The organism is Tautonia plasticadhaerens (assembly GCF_007752535.1).
Lineage (GTDB): Bacteria > Planctomycetota > Planctomycetia > Isosphaerales > Isosphaeraceae > Tautonia > Tautonia plasticadhaerens.
Genome location: NZ_CP036426.1, coordinates 5,639,050 through 5,665,196 on the forward strand (window position 1 = coordinate 5,639,050; position 26,147 = coordinate 5,665,196).

At 70.6% G+C, this 26,147-nt stretch carries 17 protein-coding genes and 1 pseudogene; 4 read left to right on the forward strand and 14 right to left on the reverse strand.

The genetic code is table 11. The features are described from left to right. Nucleotides 1-49: 49 nt before the first annotated feature. The 6 genes from glgA to ruvX form a co-directional block, all read right to left on the reverse strand. On the reverse strand, nucleotides 50-1,279 hold the full coding sequence (gene glgA, locus ElP_RS22595; protein ID WP_145273383.1) for a glycogen synthase: 1,230 nt from the start codon (nucleotides 1,277-1,279) through the stop codon (nucleotides 50-52). A gap of 109 nt (nucleotides 1,280-1,388) precedes the next feature. Continuing rightward, entirely contained in the window at nucleotides 1,389-4,427 is a 3,039-nt protein-coding gene (locus ElP_RS22600) for a PVC-type heme-binding CxxCH protein (RefSeq protein WP_145273386.1), read from the reverse strand. 194 nt (nucleotides 4,428-4,621) lie between these two features. Continuing rightward, nucleotides 4,622-4,822, reverse strand: a complete 201-nt coding sequence (locus ElP_RS22605) for a hypothetical protein (RefSeq protein ID WP_145273389.1) — start codon at nucleotides 4,820-4,822, stop codon at nucleotides 4,622-4,624. Between the two features lie 427 nt (nucleotides 4,823-5,249). Then, nucleotides 5,250-5,735 (reverse strand): hypothetical protein, encoded by a 486-nt coding sequence (locus tag ElP_RS22610; protein WP_145273392.1) that lies wholly within the window; start codon nucleotides 5,733-5,735, stop codon nucleotides 5,250-5,252. A 33-nt stretch (nucleotides 5,736-5,768) separates the two neighbouring features. Further along, nucleotides 5,769-6,659 carry an SDR family oxidoreductase gene (locus ElP_RS22615; RefSeq protein ID WP_231749218.1) on the reverse strand — a complete coding sequence of 297 codons (891 nt, stop codon included), beginning with the start codon at nucleotides 6,657-6,659 and terminating at the stop codon, nucleotides 5,769-5,771. Beyond that, nucleotides 6,656-7,138 (reverse strand): Holliday junction resolvase RuvX, encoded by a 483-nt coding sequence (gene ruvX, locus ElP_RS22620; protein ID WP_145273398.1) that lies wholly within the window; start codon nucleotides 7,136-7,138, stop codon nucleotides 6,656-6,658. The genes ElP_RS22615 and ruvX overlap by 4 nt, the downstream gene beginning before the upstream one ends. Nucleotides 7,139-7,574: 436 nt before the next feature. Between ruvX and ElP_RS22625 the strand changes: the two genes are divergently transcribed. Continuing rightward, nucleotides 7,575-8,447, forward strand: coding sequence for a hypothetical protein (locus tag ElP_RS22625; RefSeq protein ID WP_145273401.1), 873 nt, complete (start codon nucleotides 7,575-7,577; stop codon nucleotides 8,445-8,447). A gap of 36 nt (nucleotides 8,448-8,483) precedes the next feature. On the opposite strand, the gene ElP_RS22630 is transcribed toward ElP_RS22625, so the two are convergent. The 8 genes from ElP_RS22630 to ElP_RS22665 all read right to left on the reverse strand — a co-directional run bounded on the left by ElP_RS22630 (nucleotide 8,484) and on the right by ElP_RS22665 (nucleotide 20,454). Further along, a complete protein-coding gene (locus ElP_RS22630) occupies nucleotides 8,484-10,151 on the reverse strand; it encodes an ABC transporter permease (protein ID WP_145273404.1) in 1,668 nt (555 codons plus the stop codon). Nucleotides 10,152-10,194: 43 nt separating this feature from the next. After that, the gene (locus tag ElP_RS22635; RefSeq protein ID WP_145273407.1) at nucleotides 10,195-11,124 is read right to left on the reverse strand and encodes an ABC transporter ATP-binding protein; all 930 of its coding nucleotides are present in this window, start codon (nucleotides 11,122-11,124) and stop codon (nucleotides 10,195-10,197) included. Next, the gene (locus tag ElP_RS22640; protein WP_145273410.1) at nucleotides 11,121-13,727 is read right to left on the reverse strand and encodes a hypothetical protein; all 2,607 of its coding nucleotides are present in this window, start codon (nucleotides 13,725-13,727) and stop codon (nucleotides 11,121-11,123) included. The genes ElP_RS22635 and ElP_RS22640 overlap by 4 nt, the downstream gene beginning before the upstream one ends. A gap of 105 nt (nucleotides 13,728-13,832) precedes the next feature. Further along, nucleotides 13,833-14,912: a mannose-1-phosphate guanylyltransferase gene (locus ElP_RS22645; RefSeq protein ID WP_145273413.1), complete on the reverse strand. Its 1,080-nt coding sequence runs from the start codon at nucleotides 14,910-14,912 to the stop codon at nucleotides 13,833-13,835. Between the two features lie 101 nt (nucleotides 14,913-15,013). Further along, nucleotides 15,014-17,056, reverse strand: a complete 2,043-nt coding sequence (locus tag ElP_RS22650) for a PAS domain-containing hybrid sensor histidine kinase/response regulator (RefSeq protein ID WP_145273416.1) — start codon at nucleotides 17,054-17,056, stop codon at nucleotides 15,014-15,016. 99 nt (nucleotides 17,057-17,155) lie between these two features. Beyond that, nucleotides 17,156-17,803, reverse strand: coding sequence for an SUMF1/EgtB/PvdO family nonheme iron enzyme (locus ElP_RS22655; RefSeq protein WP_197446294.1), 648 nt, complete (start codon nucleotides 17,801-17,803; stop codon nucleotides 17,156-17,158). A gap of 296 nt (nucleotides 17,804-18,099) precedes the next feature. After that, entirely contained in the window at nucleotides 18,100-19,551 is a 1,452-nt protein-coding gene (locus ElP_RS22660; protein WP_145273422.1) for a UTP--glucose-1-phosphate uridylyltransferase, read from the reverse strand. A gap of 90 nt (nucleotides 19,552-19,641) precedes the next feature. Then, on the reverse strand, nucleotides 19,642-20,454 hold the full coding sequence (locus ElP_RS22665) for an MBL fold metallo-hydrolase (RefSeq protein WP_145273425.1): 813 nt from the start codon (nucleotides 20,452-20,454) through the stop codon (nucleotides 19,642-19,644). A gap of 296 nt (nucleotides 20,455-20,750) precedes the next feature. Here ElP_RS22665 and secA point away from each other — a divergent pair. The 3 genes and pseudogenes from secA to ElP_RS22675 form a co-directional block, all read left to right on the forward strand. After that, nucleotides 20,751-22,961, forward strand: a pseudogene (gene secA / locus ElP_RS41630) (preprotein translocase subunit SecA); the annotation flags it as partial. A gap of 603 nt (nucleotides 22,962-23,564) precedes the next feature. Next, complete coding sequence (locus tag ElP_RS41635; RefSeq protein WP_449343084.1) at nucleotides 23,565-24,338, forward strand: SEC-C metal-binding domain-containing protein; 774 nt, start codon at nucleotides 23,565-23,567, stop codon at nucleotides 24,336-24,338. 282 nt (nucleotides 24,339-24,620) lie between these two features. Beyond that, the gene (locus tag ElP_RS22675) at nucleotides 24,621-25,985 is read left to right on the forward strand and encodes a 3-deoxy-D-manno-octulosonic acid transferase (protein WP_145273431.1); all 1,365 of its coding nucleotides are present in this window, start codon (nucleotides 24,621-24,623) and stop codon (nucleotides 25,983-25,985) included. Nucleotides 25,986-26,147 lie beyond the last annotated feature (162 nt).

A 26,147-nucleotide genomic window follows, 5' to 3' on the forward strand; every position in this document is an offset into this window, starting at 1 on the left:
CCGCCCGCCAAATCCCCCGACCTGATGCCCGACCTCCCGATGGGAATCCTCAGGCCTGGACGAGGTCCCAGTAGAAGTCCATGGTCCATCGGGCGACGCTCGTCCAGCTGAAGTAGTGCTCGACCCGCTCCCGGCTCCGCTCCCCCATCTCCCGGAGCCGGGCGGGGTCACCGAGGAGCTGGTCGATGGCAGAGGCCAGGTCGGCGGCGAACCGGGCGGGGTCCTTCGGCTCGTGGGGGTGGGTGTCCCCCTCGCCCCGTGGCTCGAACGGGACGAGCAGGCCGGTCCGATCGGGGACGACCACTTCCATGATCCCGCCGACGGCCGAGGCGACCACCGGGGTCCCGCAGGCCATCGCCTCCAGGTTGATGATCCCGAACGGCTCGTAGACCGAGGGGCAAACGAACAACGCCGCCTGGGAATACAGGGCGATGATCTCTTCCTTGGGCAGGACCTTGGGGATCCAGAGGATCGGACAACGGGCCTCGGCCCGGGCCTTCTCGACGTGCTCCGCCATCTCCTGGCCGATCTCCTCCGTGTCCGGGGCGCCGGCGCAGAGGACGACCTGGACGTCGGACTTGAGGTGCGCGATCGCGTCGACCAGGTGGATGATCCCCTTCTGCCGGGTGATCCGGCCGACGAAGAGGACGAAGGGGCGGGAGCGGTCGATGCCGTAGCGGTCGAGCACTGCCGGGTCGATCGTCGGGTGGTACTGGTCGAGATCGATCCCGTTGTGGATGACCCGGATCTTCTCGAAGGGGACGCCGTAGAGCTCGTTCACGTCGGACTTCATCGACTCCGAGACGGCGATCACCCCGTCGGCGTTCTGGTAGGCGGTGCGCTCCACCCAGGTGCTGGCGTCGTAGGCGGTGCCGAGCTGTTCCCGCTTCCAGGGGCGGTGCGGCTCCAGCGAGTGGGTGGTCAGCACGAGCTTCGCGCCGGAGAGTTGCTTCACCAGGCAGCCGGCGAGGTGGCTGTACCAGGTGTGGCAATGGACGACGTCGACGTCCTCCAGCATCCCGGCCATGATCAGGTTGCGGCCCATCGTCTCGTTGAACTTCTTGTGCCGGGGGTCCCGAAAGGGGATCGAGGTGTCCGGCTCGATCCCCTTGACCGAGAGGTTCCCATCCCGGAACGACTGCTCGCCGAAGCAGAGCACCTGCACGGAATGGTGGCCGGGCTCGACCCGGGTCAGGGCCCGGGTCAGGTACTCGACGTGGACCCCGGCCCCGCCGTAGATATGCGGCGGGTACTCGTTGGTCAGGATCGCGATCTTCATGGGGAGCCCTCTCACCTCGGGTGGCGACCTCCGGTCGCATCCCCCGACGATACGCCCGGGTGGGGCCGCACGCCACGCCCGGGAGGCGGAAGCCGCGGGGTCGGGCCGTTCAGGGGGATGAGGCGGGCTGTCCCTCGGGAAGTGGGACCTGGCCGGGGCCCTGGAGGTATCGGATCAGGTCGGCGACCTCCGCCTCGGAGAGCGGGTCGAGCAGCCCCTCGGGCATCAGCGACTGGTCGGACTTGCGCCGGTCCTCGATCTCGTCCCGGGGAACGACGATCCGCTCGGTCGGGGTCTGGATGGTGACGGTCCGATCCGATTGTTCCGCGACCAGGCCGTTGACGACCCGGCCGTCGGCGAGGGCGAAGACGGTCATGCGGTAGTCCTCGCCGAGGGTGGCCCCGGGGTCGACGAGGTTCTCGAGGAGGTAGCCGAGGTCTCCCCGCTGGGCGCCGGTCAGCTCGGGGCCGACCTTCCCCCCGTCGCCGAAGAGGACGTGGCACTGCGAGCAGGTCTTCGAGAACACCGAGCGTCCGTTCGAAGGGTCGGCCCCGGCCAGCCGCTCCGGGGTCATGGCGAGCCGGTAGGAGGCGATCCGCACCGAGGCCGCCTCGGAGATCGGGCGATACTCGGGCCAGATCGCGGCGACCCGACGCTCAAGCGTAGGGTCGCCCAGCGTCCGGAGCTGCCGGACGAGGAAGGCCGAGAACTCCTCCCGGTCGATCCGCCCGGCCTCGACCGCGTCGAGCATCGCTGAGGCTGACTCGGGCCTCGAGGCGAGGGCGTTGAGGGCCTCACGCCTCGGCCCGGGCTGGAGCCGGCCGATCCGATCGAGCAGCAGCGGGACGGTCTCCGGGTCGTCCAGGGTCGCCAGCCCCCGGACGGCGTCCGTCGCCAAGTCTCGCTCCGAGAGCAGGCCGCCGAGCAGTTCGAACAGGCCTTCGGCCCGTCCCCGGACCATCGCACCGATCGCATCCCTCCGGGCCGAGGGATCGGCGTCCGGATCCGAGGCGATCGCCCGGAGTTCCTCCATCGCCCTCCCGTCGCCGAAGACGACGGCGAGCTCTCGGGTGAGCCGGCGGACCTCGGCATCCTCCGACGCCGACAGCGACTCGGACGCCTCGGCCCAGCCCGGGGGGGGCTCGGCCCGCCGGAGGCCCCGGAGGGCGTCCGCCATGCCGGACAGCAGGTCGAACCGGATCCCCGGATCCTCGGTGCGTCCCAGGAGGGCGACGATCGGGGCGGCCGCCTCGGGCCGATCGGCCATCTCGGCGGTCAGCCGCCGGGCGATGAACCGGGAGACCGGGCCGAACCGGGCCGAACCGGCGACCGAGCAGGCCCGGTCGGGGTCCCCCGGCACGGCCGGCTCGATCCCGTACCAGAGCATCAGCGGGAGGACCGGGTCGTCGGCGAAGGCAGACTTCGAGGCGATCGACTCGGCGATCGGCCAGCGACGCCCGACCGGCAACCGTTGCAGGCTCGACGCGAGGTAGGTCAGCACCAGGCCCGACTCCTCACGCTCGGTCAGTCGCTCGAACGCATCGATCGTCTCGCCCGAGGGGGGGCCGCGGTCGACCAGGAGCCGGACGGCCCAGGTCCGGACGTGCTCGTCGGGGTCGTCGAGCAGCGATCGGATCCACTCCTCGGTCGTCCCGCCGATGCCGAACAGGGACCAGAGCGCCCGCAGCCGCAGGACCTCGTCGGGCGACGCCTCGACCGAGCCCTGCAAGTCGTCGGCGATGGCGGAGAGGTCGAGACCGGCGTGAGCCCGCTCCTGGAGGATCCGCCTCGCCTGCCGGGCGTACCAGGCGTTCGGGTGGCCGAGGAGTTCGACCAACCCCCGGTCGTCGACCGCCGAGACGTCGGGGACGGCCGGCACCTCGGGATCGCCGAAGGAAATCTTGTAGATTCGGCCCGAGGAGCGGTGGACGCCGTCGTTCTCGTGGCACTCGCCGGTGTCGGACCAGTCGGCGACGAAGACCGACCCGTCGTGGCCCGAGACCAGCTCGACGCCCCGGAACCAGGGGTCGGACCAGCGGACCGGATCCGGCAGGTGGCGGGCCGCGTAGGTGGCGCCGAAGCGTTCGAGACGGTCCCGGTTGATCCGACGGCCGTGGAAATTCAGCGCGAGGACGTCACCGCGATACTCCTCGGGCCAGTCGTCCCCCTGGTAGATCAGCATGCCGGAATGGGCGTGCCCGCCCCCGGCCCGGTCGGTGGTGTCGGAGACCCCCCCCTCGCGGATGAAGTCCCACGACTCCCGGGTATCCCAGTGCACGTGGTCGGCGGTCTGTCCCATCAGGGCATACAGGTGGGGGTTGGCGTGCTCGCCGTACATCCGCTCGTAATAGGAACCGGGGATGGCGTGCCAGAGGTGGGGGATGACGGTATTGATGAAGAAGAGCTGGCCGCGCTCGTCCCAGTCCATGCCCCACGGGTTGGTGGTGCCCCGGGAGACGACCTCGAAGACCTTCCGGGTGGGGTGATAGCGCCAGACGCCGCAGTTCATGGCGACCCGGTCGGACTCGGCCGCGCCCGGGGGGCCGACGAGCGAGGTGGCCTGGATGCCGTGCCGGCCATAGAGCCAGCCGTCCGGGCCCCATCGGAGCCCGTTGACGAGGTTGTGGCGGATCGTGTCGGCATCCCAGCCGTCGAGCACCACGACCGGCTCGCCGTCGGGGCGGTCGTCGCCGTCCCGGTCGGGGATGAAGAGCAGGTACGGGGCGCAGAGGGCCCAGACGCCGCCGAAGCCGACCTCCACGCTGGAGAGCCGGACACCCCGGTCCCAGAAGACCGTCCGGCGATCGAATCGCCCGTCGCGGTCGAGGTCGTCGAGGATCAGGATCCGGTCTCGCAGGTCGGTGTCGAAATTCCGCTCGTGCTCGGCGTAGGTGTAGTTCTCGGCGACCCAGAGCCGTCCCCTGGGGTCGGTCGCCAGGGCGATCGGCTGCCGGACGTCGGGCTCGGCGGCGAAGAGGGTCGCCCGGAACCCTTCGGGGAGGCGCATCCCCTCCAGGGCCTCGGCGGCGGAGGGCAGCCCGGCCCCGGGGTCCTGCGAGTCATAGGGTTCGGGGAACTCCTGCGCAGGAGAGGACGGCCCGAGGGCCAGGATCGCCAGGGCGACCGGGAGCCGGACGGATCGGGTCATGATCGGCGATGCCTCTTCGCCGAGGCGTAGGCGCGGAACGATCGACCGACGATCGATCGGGGGTGGGTCGCGGGCCTCGCTCGGTCGGGGTCGATGGGGCGTCCGCGGCGGATCGCGGTTCGACTCCGGTTTAACCGATGCGGATGGCGAGGATCAAGTCCCGGTCGCCTCCGGGCGCGCTTCGGCCGAAGGATTCAGCATTCCGGCCGGGGCGCCATGCTCGACCGGCCCGTGGCCTTCGAGGCGTCCCTGCTCGGTAGCCCGGAATCCAGGAGGTCCGACAGGCAAGGCCGGAGGGCCTTCGCCTCGACCAGCGTCAGCTCGGGGGCGCTGAGACGCTCCATCAGATTCCGGAGCTGCTCGACGCGATCGGGATGTTCACCAGGGCTACCCATGACCATGCGACCTTCCGATCGTCCTCCGGAGTGTGATTTGGGGCGCAGGGCGTTCATCGGGGATGAAAACATTGGACTGCCAACGAAAACCGGATGCCAAAACCGCGAACCGGGTTCACGGAAACCGGGATCGACCGGGTGAATCGCCGGTTCTTGCTGGAAAAACGCGGGTTGCGGCGGTCGAGATTTCTCGGACCGCGACCCCAGGATTGAAAGAACGAGAAATCGTCCCTGTCAAATTGCCACCGGGATGCATCCCCTGCCTAGGAATCGGGCAGTCTCGGGTTGATCCCGATGAGGCGAGGATTCGGGAGGCAACGATCGCCCGGTGGCATGAGCCACGGAACCCGATTGGGGAGCCAACTACCCTCGAGGGCGAGCGAATCTGCTCACGCGGCTTCGACTCGGGGTCCGGGGAACCCATCAATCACGACCAATCGTCCCGCGCCGCAGGTTTCGCCTGGGAGGGCCGACCGGGGTAATGATCAAAGTAGGCGCGAACATCATCTCGGTTCATCACCATGATGAGGCCAATAGCATAGATTAAGCGAATCCAGGCCCCGCCGTCAATCCCGGCGGTGAAGGCGAGATCGACCAAGTCGAGCACCACGGTCGTCCAGGCCCAGGCCAGGTGGAGCGGGCGGCCCCCCGGGTCGCCCCCCCAGGTCTTCCAGCCGGCGGCGAAGAGCAGGACGCTGAGGATCGATTGCAGCACCAGGACGAGGATGACTAGCGCGGCGACCAGGGAACCGAGGGCGCCCACCACCGGCCCGAGCAGCCATCCCGCCACCCCGGCGATGGCCGCGACCGCGGCGATGACCGCGATCCAGACGACATTGAGGAAGGAGAGGAGGATGCTGGACAGGGCGACGGCGTTGAGGATGCCCGGTCGCCTGGCGGTGGAGTCGCTCATGGTATTGCCCTGGTCGTTCGCGTCGAGGATCCGTCAGGCCCCGGATGGCCCGTCTCGCTCGCGCCGTTCCGCGGCCAGGGCGGCGGGGAGCCCGGTCGAGACGTCGGGGTAGGCGAGGGTCAGGCCCAGTTCCCGCTTCATCCGTCGATTGGAAACGCGCTTGTTCGAGTCCCCCCGGACCGGTCCCCGGCCCGGGGGGGTCGTGAATCGGGGCTCGGGGCCGCCGAGGAGCGTCGCCAACTCGGCGTAGAATTCGGCGCGGGTGACGGGCCGGTCGTCGCTGACGAGGTAGAGCGGGCCGGGCTTCGCGACGCGCAATGCGGCGACCGCCGCGGAGGCGGCGTCGTCGACGTGGACGAGATTCAGGTAGGCCTCGGGATCCGAGGGGATCGGCTCGCCGGCGAGGATGGCGTCGCGCCGCATCACGCGGCCCGGGCCGTAGAGGCCGGAGAACCGCAGGATCGAGGCCGGGTAGGTGTACTCCTGGGAAAACTCCCGGAGCGCGGCCTCGGCCTGGAGGCAGGCCCGGCCGGACTCGGTCCCCGGGTCGGGGGCGGCCTCCTCGTCGATCCATCCGCCCCCGTGATCGCCGTAGACGCCGGTCGAGCTGGCGTAGACGAGCCGCCGTGCCCGGTTGGCCAGCCGGCCGAGCGCGTGGCGGAGGCCGTCGACGTAGACGTGCCCGATGGGCACACCTGACCCCCGGTCATAGCCGACGCAGTAGAACGCCCGATCGACCGAGGGGAGGCCAGAGAGGGAGTCGCGGTCGAGCACGTCGGCGAGGATCGGCTCGATCCCCTCGGCGGCCAGGGCCTCGGCCCGGGCCCGGGAGCGGGTGGTCCCGAAGACGCGATGCCCGTCCTCCCGCAACCGCCGGGCGACCCTGACGCCGAGATAGCCGCAGCCGATGATCAGGGTGCTCACGAGACGTCGCCCTCCTCGGAGGCCTGCCCCGGGTCGTCGAGCGGCGAGGCGGGGGGATCGGCCTCGGGGCAACCGGCGTCGAGATACGCCTGGAGCAAGAGTTGTGCCGCGACCATGTCCCGCAGGGACCGCCTCCGGCTCGCCTTCAGGCCGCCCGACCGGAGCAATTCCTCGGCCTCGACCGTCGTATACCGCTCGTCGACGAACCAAACCGGCACGCCCGTCTGGGAGGAGAGCCACGCTCCCCACGCCCGGGCGAGCCTCGCCGACGGGCCCTCGTCCCCGTGGCCGAGCAGCGGGAGGCCGATGACGATGCGGTCGACCCGATACTCCTCGACCATCGCCCGGAAATAACCGGAATCGGCCCGATCGGCCCGGCGTTCGTACACCTCGACCGGGGAGGCGATGCGACGATCGGGGTCGCTCACCGCCACGCCGACGCGACGCAGGCCGAAGTCGAGTCCGAGGATCCGGTTCATCACGGCGATTCTAAAGCAGGAGGGCCCGCAGCGGAACTGGCACTCCCCCGGGCCTCGTCCGGTCGAATCACGAGCACTCCCGGCCGACCGTCGGGTCGATCGGTCCGAGATGCGTCGTCCCCGCGAAGACCGCGGAGCCGCTAGACGTCCTCGACGCCATCCCTAACATTCTCCTGCCGGGAGAAGCTCGGCGAGGGGGTCGTAGTCCCCTGCCCGATCCGGCTGCCCGATGGCCGGCCCGTGGTCGTCGTCGAGGTTCTCCGCAACCCGATCGGCGTCGACTGGTCGCGCCGGGCCTCGCTCGACCTGTGGATCGGCCCGGGATCCGGGACGGTCCGGCTCGTCCCCCTGGAGTTTCCCCGCCGGCGACGGGCGATCCGGGGGTCCCGGATCGACCCATCCCGAGGACCCGGACCGCGAGGGAGGAACCCCCGAAATGCCCGACCCCCAGGACGATCGCCCCATCGCCGACGCCTCGGCCTTCTTCGACGACCGCGATCATCAGGGCCCCGACCCCGAGCCCTCCGCCGGGCCGGAGCCCGACCCGGGCGGCTACGATCTCGCCGATCACGGGCCGCCCCCGGGTCCTTCCCCGGTCGAGGAGGCGCCGGCCTCGCTCCCTCCCGAAGTCCCGATGCCGACTGAGGCCCCGCCGTCGGCCCCCCGACCGCACCCGGCCCGGAAACCGAAGGTGGAGTTGTCGCCGGCGACGGTCGACCAGCCCTGGAGCCGGATGGCCGAGTGGGGGCCGACGCTCGCCCCGATCGGCCTGGCCCTGCTGGCGACGGCCGCGTTGGCGTACCTCTCCCTGTCGCTCGGGGGCTGGGCGGCCTCGATCGCGACCGCCTTCATCGGCCTCGGGATCGCGGTGCTCCTGGCGTATCCGATCGCGATCACCCTGGAACGGCCCGTCCGGATGACGCCCGAGCATGCGATCCGCGACTACTATGCGGCGCTCTCGCACCACGTCCCGCATTATCGCCGCATGTGGCTCTTGCTCAGCTCGGCCGGCCGTACCGGGGCGGGCTTCGGCTCGTTCCCGGCCTTCCGGGAGTACTGGGCCGGCCTCGTCTCGGGGCTGAAGGCCGGCGAGGTCGGCAGGTTGACGCCGTTGAGCGTCCGGATCGAGGACTTCAAGGCGGACAAGAGCGCGGGTCTGGAGGCGATCGAGGCGTCGTACTCGATCGCCGTCTTCCTCCGGGGTCGGGAGGCGGACGGGCCCCTGCACTCGGCCCGGGCCGAGACGACCCTCTCCCGGGGTCCCGACCGGATGTGGTACCTCGACGACGGCCGATTGCCCGGACGATGACCGGCGGCCGGGCGGGCGGTGAGACCTCCCGTCGGGTCAGATCGTCATCCCCGCCTTCCACCAGCGGAGGCGGAAGGCGATGTATGTCAACACGTTCAGCACGAGGATCAAGACCGGGGTGATCGCCAGGAACGCCGCCCAGATCGGCACGCGGATGCCGGTCGAAGCGGGCAAGTCCAGCGACGTGGAGCCGAGGAAGCTCGGGACGTAGGGCTTGCCGTCGTCGGACGAAGGGATCGGGATGCTGAAGGCGGCCGCGAACGGGCTGGTGACCGTCAGCGAGGCGAGCCGCTCCTCCGGCAGCGTCGTGTAACCCTGGAGGTACCAGACTAGGCCGACCGGGCCGATGAACAGGACGAGCAGGACGAGATAGGTCATCACCATCGCCACCGGCGTCCTCCGGCTCAGCGCCGAGCAGAGGAGCCCGATCGACGAGGTCATCAGGCAGGTCGCCGCGATCAGGGTGAGGAAGATGAGCAGCGTCCACCACCGGTCCCGCAGCTCCGGGATCAGGACGTAGGCCAGCAGCAGCTGCTCGGTCAGCAGGAAGGTCAGGACCGTCGACACCCGGGCCGAGGCCAGCAGCTTGGCGATGACGATCGTCCCCGGCTGTAGCAACGTCGTCAGCAGCAGTCCGAGCGTCTTTCGCTCGCGCTCCTGGGTGATGCTGCCGGAGGAGAAGACCGGGCCGACGAGCAGGTTGAACATGAGGACGTAGCCGACGTAGTAGCCCGCCAACTCCGGCCTGAGGAAGAGCAGGTAGGCCATCAGCGGGATCGACAGGAACATGCTCACCTGGATGACCAGGCGGAGCATCAGGGTCCCCTGGCTGAAGATCTCGCTGCGGAGCTCCTTGTCGAGCACGGGATTGGTGCCGTCGGGCATCAGGTCGGTGCGCTTGGCCGGGGCGAAGAGCATGTCGGGGAAGAGATCGCGGTCGATCACCACCCCGACGGCGTACTTCATCTCCTCCTCCTCGTCGACCACCTCCTTCCCCTCGCTCCCCACGTCGGGGGGGAACAGCAGCCGGCGGTTGATCATCAGGCCGACGATCACCCAGATGGCGAGGCACCAGGGGGGCAGCACGGCGATCGAGACGAAATCCCGCAAGATCACGTCGTCGGTCTGCGTCACCGTCACCGTGACCAGCGCCAGCGGGAGGATCACGAGGTAACTCACCACCAGGGCCGAGCTGGTCCGCCCGAAGAAGCTGGAGCAGGCGACGCTGATCAGGCCGAAGGTCCCCGCCGCCAGGATCAGGACGAGATACGCCCGGGTGATCTCCGACAGCAGGATGCCGCCCAGCAGGAAGCAGAGGATCATCAGCGGCAGGCTGGAGATGATCAGCAGCACCAGGTAGGTCAGCGAGCTGAGCAGCTTGCCGACGAGGATCGTCGACGGCTCCAGGGGGCTCGCCAGCAGCATCTCGTAGGTCTTCCGCTCCTTCTCCCCGGAAATGCTGCCGGAGGCGAAGGTGGGGGCGACCAGCGCGACGAGGAAGAATTGCCCAAGGAAGAAGAGGTTGAAGAGGCGCTGGGAGACGCCTGGACCCACCTGGTTGGTCGCCTCCGACCCCGCCGGCCAGGCGAAGTAGACGACCACGCCGAGGAAGGCGACGTAGGCGAGTTGCAGCAGGAACGACCGAGAGGAGCGGAGGTTGACCAGCAGCTCTCGGGTGAGGACGGGGTTGTCTCGGAAGATCATGGGTCGAGGCTCGCCTCGCGCGCTCGATTGGCTTCGATCTCGGTCAGTTGACGATGCCCTTGGTGACCGTCATGAACACCTCGTCGAGGGTCATCTCGACCTCGGAGAAGGACTGGACCCCCACCCCGGAGCCGACCAGGTGCTGGAGCAGCCTGGCCATCTCGGTGTCGCCGCCGTCGACCTCGGCCGTCAGGGTGTGGTCGTAGCTGGTGATGTCCCGGACCTTGCTGTCGGCCCGGAGGATCGCCTCGGCCTGCGCGAGATCCGGGTCGGTCACCCGGATCTGGAGGCGGCGGTGCGACCGCAGGGTCCGCTGGATCTCCTGGACGCTGCCCGCCGCCAGCAGCTTGCCGCGTTCGATGATGCCGATCGAGGTGACGAAGTCGGCCAGCTCGGGCAGGATGTGGCTGGAGACGAGGATCGTCTTGCCCATCGACCGCAGCTCGGACAGCAGCGCCTTCATCTCGGCCCGGGCGCGGGGGTCGAGCCCGGAGGCCGGCTCGTCGAGGATCAGGACCGGCGGGTCGTGCACCAGCGTCTTGGCCAGGCATAGCCGCTGCTTCATGCCCTTGGAGAGGCCGTTGACGTAGTCGTCCCGCTTGTGGGTCAGGTCGAGCAGCTCCAGGACCTCGGCGATGATCTTCTTGCGGGAACCCCGGGGGATCTTGTAGGCGACGGCGAAGAAATCCAGGAACTCCCAGACCTTCATGCCGTCATAGACGCCGAAGTCGTCGGGCATGAAGCCGATCAGCTTGCGGACGGCCATCGGGTCGTCGACGACCGAGTGCCCGGCGATGTAGCCCTCGCCGGAGCTGGGCCTCAGCAGGGTGGCGAGGAAGCGGATCGTCGTGCTCTTGCCGGCGCCGTTGGGGCCGATGAAGCCGAAGATCTCGCCCTCCCCGATGGTGAAGCTGAGGTCGTCGACGGCCACGAAGTCGCCGTAACGCTTCGTGAAGTTCCGCACCTCGATCATGGCCGGTCTGGCTCCCGGGAGTCCTGCTCGGGGTCGATCGCGCCGAAGGCGTCCGATGCGACGGAGGTGTAGATCGGCAAGTCCGGCGGCGGGGGGGGGGCGTATCGCAGGTGGGTGACGACCAGGGTGAACCCCCGGTGGCGGTCGACGCCCGGATTCAGCTCCTGGCCCGGCATCGGCCCGGCCGCCCAGGCCACGAGCCTCAGCTCGCCGGCGTCCTCGGGCTTCCCCCAGTTGTAGGAGCAGAGCGGATCGAGGAAGTCGTCCAGGGCGGCCCAGTCGGGCCGATCGGGGGAGCCGACGGGCTGATATTCGGAGAACGACGCATCCGAGGCGGGCAGCGGGACGCGCCCGCCGGGCGCGATGGTGCCGATCGGCGTGTAGCGGTTCTCCCCGCCCTGTCCGCCGGTGGCCACGTCGACGAGGACCGCGTCCCGCAGTTCCAGGGTCGTCTGGTTGACGATCGCCCGGGGGCCGTCGGCGGGGCTTTGCAGGGCGATCCCCCCCCGGAGGTCGATCATCTGCTCGGCCCGGAACATCGCCAGGCTCCGGGGCTCGACCCGGAAGTCGATCAGCTCGGGGCCCGGGGTCGACTGCCAGGTCGACTCGGTCACCTGTTCGCCCCGGATCGTCAGGTTGGCGTTCAGGGGCAACGCGAGGGCCGACGGCTCGCCGGGGAACGAGATGGTGAAGTTCTGGCGGCCGGTCGAATAGAGCACCGAGAACCGGCTGAGGTGGCCCCTGGGGTAGCCGGGCTGGATCTCCAGCAGGTCGATTTCGTCGCAGGCCCGTTCGTATCCGGAGTCGATCGCCGCGGCGCGCTCCACCGCCCCGGCGAAGCCGAAGGCCAGCAGCGGGACGACGACCCAGGCGAGTTCCCGGCGGCGGAACACGAACCGGCAGACGAGCCAGTTCAGGGGGACCAAGGCGGCGACGTACGCCACGATGATCCGGAGCACGAACGGGGCGCCGGGCACCTCGATGCCGGACGCCTCCACCAGCGTCGTGCGGGCCAGGGCGGGCAGCTTGGCCGAGTCGAGCCAGGCGGCGACCGGGGCCTCGGGGGTCTGCTCCAGCATCGGGTCGGCCACCGGGCCGGGGCCGAAGGGGTTGGCCGCCGTCGTCATGGCCACGTCCACGCCCTCGATCGGGGCCGGGGGGACTGGCTCGAGGTCCCGGCCCAGCAGGCGGTACCAGCTCAGCTCGGGGCCCGAGAGCATGAAATTGTCGTTCGGGTCGAGCGGCCTCCAGCGGTCCTCGGGCCGTCGCAGGACGACCCGGCGGATGAACGTGTCGTTGCCGGCCCAACGCTGGAAGGCCGACTCCTTCGGGTCGATCCCCAGCATCAGGATGCGTCCCCGCCCGACCCGGCGTTCGGCGCCGAAACGCCGGCCCTGGTCGTCGGTGATCCACTGGACGTCGTCGGCCAGGGGGGAGAGGCCCGTCAGCTGCATCGGGCGATCGGGGGGCAGGTCGATCGGCTCGGGGGGGGCGTATCGCGAGCCGAGGCGGTCGTTGATCGCCCCCCGTCGCGCCTGCATCGGGTTCGAGTAATCGGCCGACGGGCTGGCCAGGCGATCCGCCTTCCAGATCGGCGGCAGGTAGAGGGAGGCCAGGCCCTTGAGGTCCGATTCGCCGAGCGTGAGGTTCTCCCCCGAGGGCTCGGCCGGCAGGTACGGGGCGAGGAAGCTCTCGACGTTGACCAGCGGCTGAAGCGGGGCGCCGGCCCCCCCGGCGATGACGAGCTGGCCCCCCCAGTGCAGCCAGTCGATCATCGCCCGCTGCTGCCCGGCGTCCAGGTCGTTCGGGTCGAAGCCGTCCCAGATGACGTGGCTGATGGTCGTCCAGGTCAACGGGTGGGACGAGAGATTCGGCCGGTTCGCCTCCTGGGGGACGACCAGCCGGTAATAGGTCCGGCGGTCGACGAGCTGCTGGTCGGCCATGTCGGTCGTCGCCGGCACCAGGGCCTGGTAGCGCTTCCAGTAGTCGTAGATCAGCGGGTCGTCGGACAGGACGACGACCAGCATCTGGTGGGCGGGCATCGGCAGCAGCGGGGCCTGGGTCGAGTCGTCCGGCCGGAGCGCGCCGGGGCGGACGAGCTCGATGTCCAGCGCCTTGGTCTCCATCGGCAGGAAGGCGGGCCAGCTCAGCCGCATCGGCTCACCCTCGACGAGCCGGGCGTCCCTGCGGAAGACGACGGATCGCGGCATGTCCCTGAGGGCGACCGGGGCGGTCCGGAGCCTGCCCTCGTAGTCGAACAGGTTGGCCTGCAGCTCCTGGGTCAGCGAGGCCCAGTGGTTCGGCTTCACGAAGGTCAGCACGTCGAACGGGGCGACCTGGGTCCGGTAGAACTCGAAGGGCGGCTTGAGGGCGTCCCCCTCCCGCTCGGCCTTCGCGTCCGGGTCGGTCAATTCCCGGAACCGTCGGGTCGCCTCGCTCTCGACCTCGGCGGATTCGCCCTCGAGGCCCATGTCCTGGGCCCGGACGTGGGCCGAGGCCAGCGCGACGGCGCCGACGACGAACCCCGCCACGATCATCCGTCCCAGCGCCTCGGTCGTCCCTGTCACGATCGCCCCCCCGGCGAGCCGCCAAGCCTTCGACATCCGTCAGGCTCCCACTCTACCCGGGGGTTGATCGTGCCGGAAGGGGCCGAGCCCCGGCGGCCCGAATCGATCGGGAACGCCCGACGGGAGGGGGCGGGGGCCGCCTCAGAGCAGCCCCCCATAACCCGCCTCGCCGAGCCCTTCGACCATCGCCTTGAGCCGGTCGAGCTGGTCCTTGCGGGCGACCAGGGTCGCGCCGCCCGACTGGACGATGACCAGGCCCTCGACCCCCAGCGCGGCGATGAGCTTCCCCTCGTCGCTCACGATGATGCAGTCGGAGGTCCCCGGGGCGAGCACCGGGCCCTGGGTGGAGTTCCCCCGCTCGTCGGGGGGGACGAGGGCCGTCAATGCCCGCCAGTCGCCGACGTCGTTCCAGGAATAGGGGACCTCGAGCACCCGGACGTTCTCGGCCTGCTCCATGACCGCCTTGTCGATCGGGATCTTCTCCATCGACGGGTACTCGCGCTCGAGGGCCTCCCGGAACCCGGGGGTGCCGAGCGTGCCCGAGACCCGGCCGATCGCCTCGGCGAGGGCGGGGCGATGCCGGGCCAGCGCGTCGAGGACCGCCCCCGCCCGCCAGATGAAGATCCCGGCGTTCCAGACGAAGCGTCCGGTCTCCAGGAATCGCTCGGCGGTGTCGCGGTCGGGCTTCTCCCGGAATCGCTCGACCCGGTAGGCGGAGATCCCCCCGGGGCGGCCGACCAGCTCGGCCCGCTCGATGTAGCCGTAGCCCGTCTCGGGCCGGTCCGGGGTGATGCCGAAGGTCACGAAGGCGGTGGGGTCGTCCTCGACGAGCTCCGAGGCGGCCCGGACCGACGCGAGGAAGGCGTCGACCGGCTCGATCACGTGGTCGGCCGGCAGGACGACCATCGTCGCTTCGGGATCCCGGGCGGCGACCAGCGCCGCGGCCAGGCCGACGCAGGCGGCGGTGTCCCGGGGGCAGGGCTCGCCGACCACCTGCTCGGCCGGCAGCTCCGGGAGCTGGGCCCGGGTGGCCTCTGCCTGGTCGGCGCCGGTGATGACCCAGGTCCGATCGGGGGGGATCAGGGGGGAGACCCGGGCGAGGGTCTGCTGGATCATCGTCGCGTCGCCGTGGAGGCGGAGCAACTGCTTGGGCCGGTCGCGGCGGCTCTTGGGCCAGAAACGGGTGCCGCTGCCGCCGGCCATGATCACGGCGTGGAGCACGGGGGGCCTCCTACCCGTCGTCGACCTTCGGCCGACGGTCCGGTCACTGGGCTTCGGGGGGATCCGACGGGCCGGCCGGTCGAGACGGGCCGGGTGGGGCCTTACTGGACCGTGTCGCCCGGGTCGGTGTCAAGGGAGGGCCGCCCGCCCCGGACGTGCGCCTGGATCGTCCCGCGGAGGACCTCCCAGTCGATCGGCTTGACCATCCGGCCGTCGAAGAGCCCCTCCTCGGCCGGGTCGGACTCCTCCGAGGCGGTCAGCGCCAGGATCGGCATCCGGAAGCCCCGGGCGCGGAGTTGCCGGGCCGCCTCCGGGCCGTCCATGCCGGTCATCCGCACGTCCAGCAGGACCAGGTCGAAGGGCCGGCCGTCGTCCCGGGCCCGCCCGGCCTCCTCGAGCACTCGTCGGCCGTCGTCGACGTCGACGACCTCGATCCCCGAGCGGCGGAGCCGGAGCGTCAGGGCCCGGCGGAGGTCGTGGTTGTCGTCGGCCAGCAGCAGCCGGGGCCGGGCGGGGGCGGCAGGGGAAGCGAGGGCGGGGGCCTTCGACGCCGCCCCCGGCACGGTCGCCGGGGGCTTCGGGGGGGGATCGGGCCGGGGGGGGGCGGGCTCGAGCGTCGACCATTCGGCCGAGTCGAATCCCGAGTCCGGTGGCTTCTCCTGGCGATGGGCCGTGCCGAGGGGCCCGGTCGGCAGGCTCAGGCTGAACCGGCTCCCCCGGCCCGGTTCGCTCTGCACGGCGATCCGGCCGCCGAGCAGGCCGGCCATCCGCTGGCTCAGGGCCAGGCCGAGGCCGGCCCCGTCGGCCCCGACCGCGGACCCCCGGTAGAACGGCTCGAAGAGCCGGGCGATCACGTCGGGGCCCATCCCGACTCCCGTGTCCCTCACGTCGACCACCAGCAACGGCCGGTCGGTGGAGGACTCGTCCAGCGACGCCTCGACCCGGACCGAGCCGACCTGGGTGAACTTGATGGCGTTGCTGACCAGGTTGATGAGGATCTGTCGGAGACGCAGGGCATCGGTCCGGATCGTCGGCGGGATCGGGGTGCGGTATTCCAGCGACAGCACCAGCCCCCGGGCCCGGGCCTGGGCGGCGAGCAGGTCGACGACCTGGGCCAGCAGTTCCCCGACCTGGCACTCGGCCAGGTCGATCCGCATCGTCCCGGACTCCAGGCGAGCCAGGTCGAGCAGGTCGTTGAGCAGCCGGATCAGGTATCGGGCGTTGCGGCGGACCGTCCGCAGGGCGTCCAGCCGGCTGAATCCTTCCGGGGGGGGCGTCGGCTGCGTCTCGGCCCTGATGAGGTGCTCGGCGTATTCGAGGATCGCGGCCAGCGGGGTGCGCAGCTCGTGGCCGAGGTCCCGGAGCAGCTCGCTCTTGGCCCGGCTCGCCAGCTCGGTGCGCTCCATCGCCCGGCGGAGTGCGGTCAGCCGCTTGGTCTCGGTCACGTCCCGGCCGACGAGGTAGATGAGGCCGTCGGCGAGCACGGCGTTCACCGCCAGCCAGCGGTGGCTGCCGTCCCGGTGCCTCAGGCGGAGCTCCAGCCCGTTGAGTTCCCGGCCGGAGCGGAGCGAGGCGAACGCGGCCTCGGCGGCCGGGCGGTCGTCGTGATGGACCACGTCGATCGCCGAGGTCGCGACCAGCTCATCGGGCCGGAATCCGAGGCTGGCCTCCCACGACGGGTTGAGTCGGGTGAACCGGGGGGCGTCCGGGTCGGGCCGGACGATGGCGAAGAGGTCGGGCGCCATCCGGAAGAAGCGGTCGAGCGCCTCCTGGGCCCGCTTGCGATCGGAGATGTCCCGCGCGACGACCAGGCCGAGCGGGTCGGGCCGGGTGTGGATCCGGCTGACGGTGACGTTGACCGGGATCGGCGTGCCGACCGCCCGGTTCAGCGAGAGGCCCTCCCGGGAGTGGTAGAACCAGCTGATCTGGTAGGCCTCGATCAACTGGTCGATCACGCCGGGCTCGACGCCGCGGAACAGATCCCAGACCTTCATCTGGAGCAGCGGCTTGCGGTCGAAGCCGGAGAGCCGAAGGGCGGCCGGGTTGGCATCGATGACCCGGTGGTCGCGCGGGTCGAAGATGAAGAGGGCATCGTTCGACTCGCGGAACAGGCAGCGGGCGATCTCCTCGTGGCGATCCGACATGGTGCCCCTTCGCGAGCGAAATCGGCCCGGCGACTCCGCCGGGCGGCTGGACCGGGGGCGCCCCGTGGCCCCCAGATTGGATCAGTCCGCGTCCGAAATTCAAGGGCCGTCGGCGGCCGAGGGTGCGGGCGTGCCCGACCGCTCGGCGTCGCCCGGCCCGTCGTGGCACACGCGAAAACCGAGGGTGAAGTACGGAAAGACCTTATGGCTCCCGGCGGTCGACCGGCACGGAGACACGCTCTCCATGGTATCCCAGGAGCCCCCCCGGTCCACCCATCGATCTCCGCCTTTCGGCCCCGACGGGTCGATTTTAGATCCGGCCCCTCCCTCGTCCCCGGGAGAGGCGTCGTACCAGCCGGAGCAGGGCCCCCTGGCGTCCCCGTGCAAGTCGTGGAGCCCCCAGGGGATCGGCCTCCCGGTGCCGACCGGCCGCATCAGCCGGCGGAGGTCCCATCCCTCGACGTATCCCGTCACGAGATCGGGCCGCCCCTCGACCTCCCCGGAGTCGTGAATCGCGGGGACGTTGGGGTGGGAAATCCGGGCCATCGGCTCCGCCTCCCTCCGGAACCGGGTGATCCCGGGGCCGGGATCAGTGTCCGCCTCCGCGGAGAGGAACGTGATCGCCACCGGCCTGCCGAGTCGGACCTGCCGCGCGAGCACGACCAACCCCATCCCCCCCCGGCTGAGGGGCCTGAGGATCTCGTAGCCCGGCACGGACGGCGTGCACGAGGAGGGCGAGCCCGACATAGGAGGACCCTCGATCGCTCGGGAAGGGTCCCGCACCATCGCGGCAAACCCCGGGATGCACGGACGCCGACCGACCCGGGGGACGGGAGTGTCCGACTTTCTAGGGACTCGACGAAGGAGACACCCCGGGCCCGCGACCATCAATCCGGGCACGAGGCGCCGCCTCCCTGGACGGACCCCTCCATACTCCCAGGTTTCGATTCATCCTACAATCATCATGCCCAGCGAGCAAGGAAGAACACGCGTTTATTTAGGGAATTGCTCGCGCGGGGGTGAATCGATGAGACGCATCCGGCTCAGCCGGTGTCCCTCGGCCCGAGGTAGATCGGCCGGTCGACGGTGAGTCCCGGGTCGACCTTCTGCCTGAGCTCGGCGGCGTCCAGGGCCAACAGCGGGCTGATCTCGATCCCGAAGGGGACCGTGCCGTCGGCCCTCCGCAAGACCCGGGCCCCGGACTGCTCCAGCCAGCCGCCGAACAGGTCGCTCAGCCGTTGCCGGACGGTGGCCGGGGAGTCGGGGCCGGTCGCGTTCTTCAGCGGCTCGAACTCGAACGCCCGCTCGGTCTCGACGATCGACCAGCGATCGGCCAGCGGCAGCGCATCGAAGATGAACGTCTCGAACTTCACCGCATTCGGCGCGGCGGGGTCCACCTGCGCACCCGACTCGTCGAGGAACGGCACCTTCTTCAGCGCCCGGTGGAACGGCAGCCGCCCCCCCCCCGAGGCGAGCCGCTCCAGGAAGCCCCGGTCGAAGCAGTGGATAGCGATGCTCCCCGCCCAGAGTTCCAGGCTGCCGTCGGGCTCCCGGCGCTCGGCCAGCTCGGCCGGCAGGTCGGAGTACTCGATCACCTGGGCCCGGCCGTCGACCGTCACCACCACCCCCACCTTCTCCTCCGGACGCTGCTTCTCGACGACCTTGAAGGAGATCTCCGCGTCGGCGAGCAGGTGCAGGCCGAGGTAGGCCGGGTCGCAGATCTGGGCCAGGGGGTTGTCGACCTGGAAGTAATAGATCGTCCGGACGCCCCGGGTTGCCATGTCGTCGAGGCAGCTCGGGCCACCCCCGTCGGCCGGGGAGGCCAGCGCGGCGATGGTGCCGCCATGGCCGTCGGGGCTCAGGGCCAGGCGGTCCTTCCCGGCCAGCAGCAGCTTGCCCATGGAGGCGTCGACGGCGGGCATCTGCCCCTGGACGAACAGCCGGACGTGCTCGAGGCCGAATTGGTCGTGCCGGTCGAGGAATTCGGTCGTGGCCCGATGGTTCTCGGGGCTCGTCATGATGTAGAGCGGCACCGGGGCGCCGTACCGTCGCCCCAACGCCCGCAGCTTCTCGGCGTGCAGCTGGAAGAGGCTGGCGCCGGAGACGGGACCGATCGGGTAGGTCCCCTTCGGGCCGTCGAAGCCGAGGCGGGTCCCCTGCCCCCCCGCGACGAGGACGGCGGCCACCTCCCCGGCGGCCAGGGCGGCCTCCCCCCGCTCGGCGGCGTGCCGCCGGGCGACGCGTTCGGCGTCGGTCTGGGGCACCCGACGGACGTCGACCGGGCCGACCCGGGAGGGCTCGATCGGATGTGGCGCCTCGTCGACGGTGCCGACGACCAGGCGGTCGACCAGCTCGCCGAGGCGGCCCAGGTCGAGCCGGCCGAGTTGCCCGGACAGCCGGGCCCGGCCGTCGGAGTCGAGGTCGTCCCAGAATCGGAGGACATGGTCCTGACCGTGTCGGGCCAGGTGGTCGACCAGCTCGGGGTCGGCGGGCATCTCGGGGCGGCTCCTGGGGCGGGGAATCGAGGCGAGGGGGCCGGCACTCGTCGGCGAGGGCAGCGGCTCCCGGGATCCGGGAGGTCGGGCTCAGAAGTCGATGGCAAGGCCATCGTAGGCCAGCGAGACGCCCTCGGGCAAGCGTCCCTCGGCCGGGCCGTGGTCGTAGGAGTGCGAAAGGTGCGTCAGGTACGCGCGACGCGGCCGCAATCGGTCGATCGCCTCGAGCGCCTCGTCGAGGCAGAAATGGGTGGGATGGGGTTCGGGCCTCAGCGCGTCGAGGATCAGGGCGTCGAGCCCCTCCAGCGCCGCCCAGCTCTCGTCCGGGATCCGGGAGACGTCGGTGCAATAGGCCAGCCCGCCGATCCGGAACCCGAGCACCCGGAACCTGCCGTGGTCCAGGCGGATCGGCAGGATCTGCTGGCCGAGGGCCTCGAACGGCTCCATCGGGCCGATCCGGCGGAACTCGATCTGGGGGACGCCGCCGCCGGGGATCCGCCTGGCCCGCTCGTCGAAGGCGTAGGGGAAGGCGCGTCGGATGGCCTGCTCGACCTCGTCCTCGCAGTAGATCGGCACCGGGCCGCCGGTCAGCCGGGGGAAGAGCCGGGCGTCGTCGAGGCCGAAGAGGTGGTCGGCGTGGGCATGGGTGTAGAGGATCGCGTGGGCCCCCCGGATCCCCTCCCGGAGCAGTTGCAGGCGTAGCTCCGGGGTGGTGTCGATCAGCAGGTCCCCCCCGGGGAGGCGGACCAGCACGCTCGGCCGGGTCCGGGCGTTCCTCGGGTCGTCGGATCGGCACACGGGGCAGTCGCAGCCCAGGACCGGGACGCCGGTCGACGTCCCGCTGCCCAGCACGATCAGTCGGCGGCCGGCGGGTTCGGCCGCCGGGGGGTCGGGTTCCTCCACGCGATCGCGACTCCTCGATGCGGTCGTCCGGGTCCGGATTCCAGGCTCGCGTGCGTATTGTAGCGACGGGCCCCCCGCCCGGCGACCCCCACTGCGAGGCGTGCGTCGCCGGGCGTCCTATAGTCCCAGGAGGCCGCCCGGCCGGCGCTTGACCGGGGCGGTCGTTTTCAATAAAATTTGTTCACCATTGAAGTTAGAGCGTCGACACCTTTTCTTCCCTTCACCGCGGGAGGCGGTCACCGGTCATGGAGGCGACGGAGCTACTCAGCGATCTCTGGGACAAGACCACCAACGCGTTGAACTCCTTCAGCGAAGGGGTCTCCAACGGGCTGGTCCGGATTTTCGGCAACTCCAACGAGCGTCAGATCCGGCGGATGCAGCCGATCGTCGCCCGGATCGGCGAGATGGAGCCGCAGATCCAGGGGCTCCCCGACGACGAGCTCAGGGCCAAGTCCTCCGAGTTCCGCCGGCGGCTGGCCGGGGGCGAGACGCTCGACGACCTGCTGCCCGAGGCCTTCGCCGTCTGCCGGGAGGGCGGGCGACGGTTCCTCAAGATGCGCCACTATGACGTGCAGCTGCTCGGCGGCATGGTCCTGCACGAGGGCAAGATCGCCGAGATGGTCACCGGCGAGGGCAAGACGCTGGTCGCCACCCTGGCCGCCTACCTCAACGGGCTGGAGGGCAAGGGCGTCCACGTCGTCACCGTCAACGACTACCTCGCCCGGCGGGACGCCGAGTGGATGAGCCCCCTGTACAACGGGCTGGGCCTGACCGTCGGCGCGATCCAGTCGAACATGGACCCCCGCCAGCGCCAGAAGATCTACGGGTGCGACATCACCTACGGCACCAACAACGAGTTCGGCTTCGACTACCTCCGCGACAACATGAAGCCGACCCGGGAGTCGCAGGCCCAGGGGCCGCTGAACTACGCGATCATCGACGAGGTCGACTCCATCCTCATCGACGAGGCCCGGACCCCGCTGATCATCTCCGGCCCGGCCTTCGACGACGTGAAGAAGTACGCCGAGGCCGACCGGATCGCCCGCCAGCTCAAGGCGGGAGAGCACTTCGAGGTCAAGGAGAAGGAGCGCACCGCCCACCTCAACGAGGACGGCATCCGGGAGGCCGAGCGCCTGGCCGGCGTCGAGAGCTTCTTCACCCCCGGCAACATGGAGTGGCCCCACCTGATCGACAACTCCTTGAAGGCCCACTACCTGTACAAGAGGGACCGGGAGTACGTCGTCAGCGACAAGGGCGAGATCGTCATCGTCGACGAGTTCACCGGCCGCCTGATGGTCGGCCGCCAGTGGTCCGACGGCCTGCACCAGGCGGTCGAGGCCAAGGAGCGGGTCAAGATCAAGGAGGAGAACCAGACCCTCGCCACGATCACGCTCCAGAACTTCTTCAAGCTCTACGGCAAGCTCTCCGGCATGACCGGCACGGCCATGACCGAGGCCAACGAGTTCTGGAAGGTCTACACCCTCGACGTGGTGGCCATCCCCACCAACCGGCAGCTCCAGCGCGTCAACGAAGCGGACGTGATCTTCCGGACCGAGCGGGAGAAGTTCAAGGCGATCATCGAGGAGATCCGGGAAGTCCACCCGACCGGCCGGCCGATCCTCGTCGGCACCACCTCGATCGAGAAGTCGGAGCTGCTCGCCGAGATGCTCAAGCGCTACGGCATCCCCCACCAGGTGCTCAACGCCAAGTATCACGAGCAGGAGGCCGAGATCGTCGCCCAGGCCGGCCGCAAGGGCAAGGTGACGATCGCCACGAACATGGCCGGCCGCGGCACCGACATCATCCTCGGCGGCAACCCCGAGTTCATGGCCTGGGCCGAACTCGCCCGGCTCAAGAACGAGGACGGGCGGCCCCTCTACCCGACCCGCCTGGAAGTCCCCCCCCCGGTCTGGAAGGAGGCGGTCGAGAAGTACGAGCCCGAGATGAAGGCCGAGGGCCGGGAGGTCGCCGAGCTGGGCGGCCTGCACATCATCGGCACCGAACGCCACGAATCCCGCCGCATCGACAACCAGCTCCGGGGCCGTTCCGGCCGCCAGGGAGACCCGGGCAGCTCCCGCTTCTTCCTCTCCCTGCAAGACGACCTGATGCGGAAGTTCGCCGGGGAGTGGGTCTCCAACGTCCTCCAACGCCTCGGCATGCAGGACGGCGAGGCGATCGAGAGCAAGCTCGTCACCCGACGGATCGAGGGGGCCCAGAAGAAGGTCGAGGAACGCAACTTCGACGCCCGGAAGAACCTCCTCGAATACGACGAGGTCATGGACACCCAGCGCAAGGGGGTCTACTCCTTCCGCCAGCGCCTGCTCGACGGGGCACCGACGAAGGACGAGCTGCTGACGATGATCGACCGGCAGATCGACGCCGCCGTCGACCAGTTCCTCGACGCCGACTACGGCCCCTCCAGCTTCGCCGCCTGGGTCGGCCAGCGACTGGGGGTCGAGTTCGAGGGGAAGGACTTCCGGGGCGACTCCTTCGAGGAATCCGTCGAACGCGCCCGGGAACGGGCCGAATCCCAGACCGCCGACACCATCGACGAGGCGATCGAGGAGAACCTCCCCGCCGACGCCGATCCCTCGGAGTGGAACTGGCTAGCGCTGACCAACTGGGCCAACGCCCGGTACAACCTGAACCTCAAGGACCGCGACCTCAAGCGGTTCCTGAAGGGCGGTGGGGACGAGGCCGAGCTGGACCGCATCGGCCTGGCCGACTCGATCCGGGAGCCCGCCGTCGAGGTCATCCGCAAGGCCGACCTCGACGCCTCCCGGGAGTTCCTCACCCCCGATTGGGGCCTCCGGTCGCTCGCCGGGTGGGTCCACCGCAAGTTCGGCCTCACCCCCGACCCCGCCTCCTGGGCCGGGAAATCGGCCGAGGACGTGGCCTCGGACCTCAAACACCAGGCCCGGGAGCTCTACGCCCGCAAGGAGGCCGAATTCCCGGTCCGGGTGGGGATGAGCCGCTTCCTCGTCGAGCCCAGGCCCGGCCAGCCGGCCCGGTACGACCGCGAGGGCCTCTCCCACTGGGCCTCCCAGCGCTTCGGCACCCCCGTCGACGTCGATGCGCTCAAGCCCCTACTCCGCCCCGAGATGGAGGCGATGCTCGTCGGCATCGCCCACGAGACCTACCCCGGGGCACGGCTCTATGAGGAATTGCAGTCCCGGCTCGACTCCGCATTCGACGACGACGGCGACCCCGATCCCGACGCCCTGACCGAGTTATCCTCCTGGGCCCGCCAGCAGCTCGGCGTCGAGACGACGGTCGACGAGCTGGAGGGGCTCGGCGCCGAGGGGGCCCGCAACAAGCTCGTCGCCGCCCTCGACGCCAAGCATCGCCCCGAGATGCGCGAGATGGAGAAGGTGCTGCTGCTCCAGATCCTCGACCAGAGCTGGATGGAGCACCTCCGCACCATGGACCACCTCCGCAGCTCCGTCGGCCTGCGGGGCTACGCCCAGGTGGACCCCAAGGTCGAGTACAAGCGCGAGGGGAAGCGGATCTACGACGAGATGTGGCAGAACGTCTCGGACAAGATCACCGACCTGGTCTTCCGGATGGAGCAGGTCGACCCCGATTTCCTCTCCTACCTCGGCGCCCGGTGGCAGCTCGACCGGGCCCGGACGATCAAGGAAGAGGCCCCGACCTCGACCTCCGGCGGCGACCCCGCCGGTGCCGTCACCGCCGACGGCCAGGCGATGCGGTCCCAGCAGGACGCGGCCATCGCCGCCAGCCAGCGTCAGGGCCAGTCCACCAAGGTCGAGCCCGTCCGCAAGACCGGGAAAAAGGTCGGCCGGAACGACCCCTGCCCCTGCGGATCCGGTAAGAAGTTCAAGGCCTGTTGCATGAAGAAGGGCGGCGACGGACCCCCATTCTGAGGCTCCTCCCCACGGCCCGGCGGACCGTCTTCTCCGGTTCGTCGGGCCGAAGCGGCGATCGGGAAACGACTTCCTGCCGGTTCGACTCGGCCCCGAGGCCCAACCTGACCGTCAAAACCGCCACAACCAGGGCGGTGGCATTGCGGTTGCGTATTGACCGGTCGAACGGGTCGCGTGGCGAGCCCAGGAGGGCGCCGCGCCCGGATCGGACCGGCCTGGTCCGACCCGCACTCGGTCCGATCGCCCGGGATGGGCGACGCGAGGTCAGGAAAGGAAGCCTTGATGCCCAACCTACTCGACGTGGCCTACCTCGGGTTGCTGCTCGCCGCATCCCCCGTGCTTTTCGCCCGCGCCTGGCGGCGGAGCAAGTCCCGGCAGGGATTGATGGACAAGCTGCGGGGCCGGGTCCCCCGGCGGATCGGCGACGCCCCCTGCCTCTGGCTGCACGCGGTGAGCGTCGGCGAGGTGCTCCTGCTCCGTCCCCTGGTGGCCGAACTCCAGCGTCGTCGGCCGGACTGGGACGTGGTCGTCTCCACCACCACGTCGACCGGGCTGGAGGTCGCCCGGCGGACCTTCCCCGAGTTGGTGACCTTCTACGCCCCCCTCGACTTCTCCTGGGCGGTCCGCCGGGCGCTCGAGCGGATCCGGCCGACGGCCCTGGTGCTGGTCGAGACCGAACTCTGGCCGAATCTGATCCGGGCTGCCTCGGCCCGAGGGGCCCGGGTCGCCGTCATCAACGGCCGCCTGGGCCGTCGGAGCCATCGCGGCTACCGACGATTCCGGGCGCTCCTGGCCCCCACGCTCCGCCGGCTCGATGCCGTCGCGGCCCAGTCGCAGGAGTCGGCCGACCGGTTCCTGGACCTCGGGGTTCCCGCCGACCGGCTCTCAGTGACCGGCTCGATCAAGTATGACGGCCTGGAGTCGGACCGGGGCGTGCCCAAGGTCCGGGAGGCCCGTCGGGCCCTCGGCCTGGAGGGGGCCTCGGGGCCGATCTTCGTCGCCGGCAGCACGATGGACGGGGAGGAGTCGGCCGCCCTGCAGGCCTACCAGCGGGCGAAGGTCGATCACCCGGGCCTGCGGCTCGTGATCGTCCCCCGGCACCCCGAGCGGGGCGCCGAGTTGGCCCGGATGATCGAGGGCCGGGGCGAGGTCGTCTGGCGCCGGGGCGTCGAGGATCGGCCACCGGGCGGCCGGGAAGATGGCCGGCAGGCGGTCCTGCTGATCGACACCGTCGGCGAGCTGTCGAGCATCTGGGGCCTGGCCGACGTGGCCTTCGTCGGGGGCAGCCTCTATCCGGGCCGAGGGGGGCAGAACGTGATGGAGCCCTCGGCCTTCGGCGCCTCGGTCCTCTTCGGGCCCCACACGAGTAACTTCCGGGAGGCGGTCGAGGGGCTGCTGGGGCGGGACGCCGCCCGGGTCGTCCGGTCGGCGACCGAGCTGGGAGACGCCCTCCAGCTCGAGCTGGCCGACCGGGACTCCTCGAGGGCCCGGGGCGCCTCGGCCCGGCGATTCGTCCTGGCGCAGCGCGGCGCCACCGAGCGGACCCTGGCCGCCCTCGACCGCCTGGTCGGCCGGCGAGGACGCCCGGATCGGGTTGCCAATCCCCCGCACCGATCCGCCTCCCGGGCCGCCTCCTCGGCCGCCTGATCGGTCGGGAAGACGCCTTGATCGGCGGCGAGGCTTCCGTCAGACTGGCGCCACGTCGGGCGTCCCGTCCCTCCAACTTGCCCGGCCCCCCGGCCCGATCGCCGGGCCTCGCCGGGCCCCGGGTCGGCCTTCGGGGCGGACGATCCCCGGACGCCACCGACG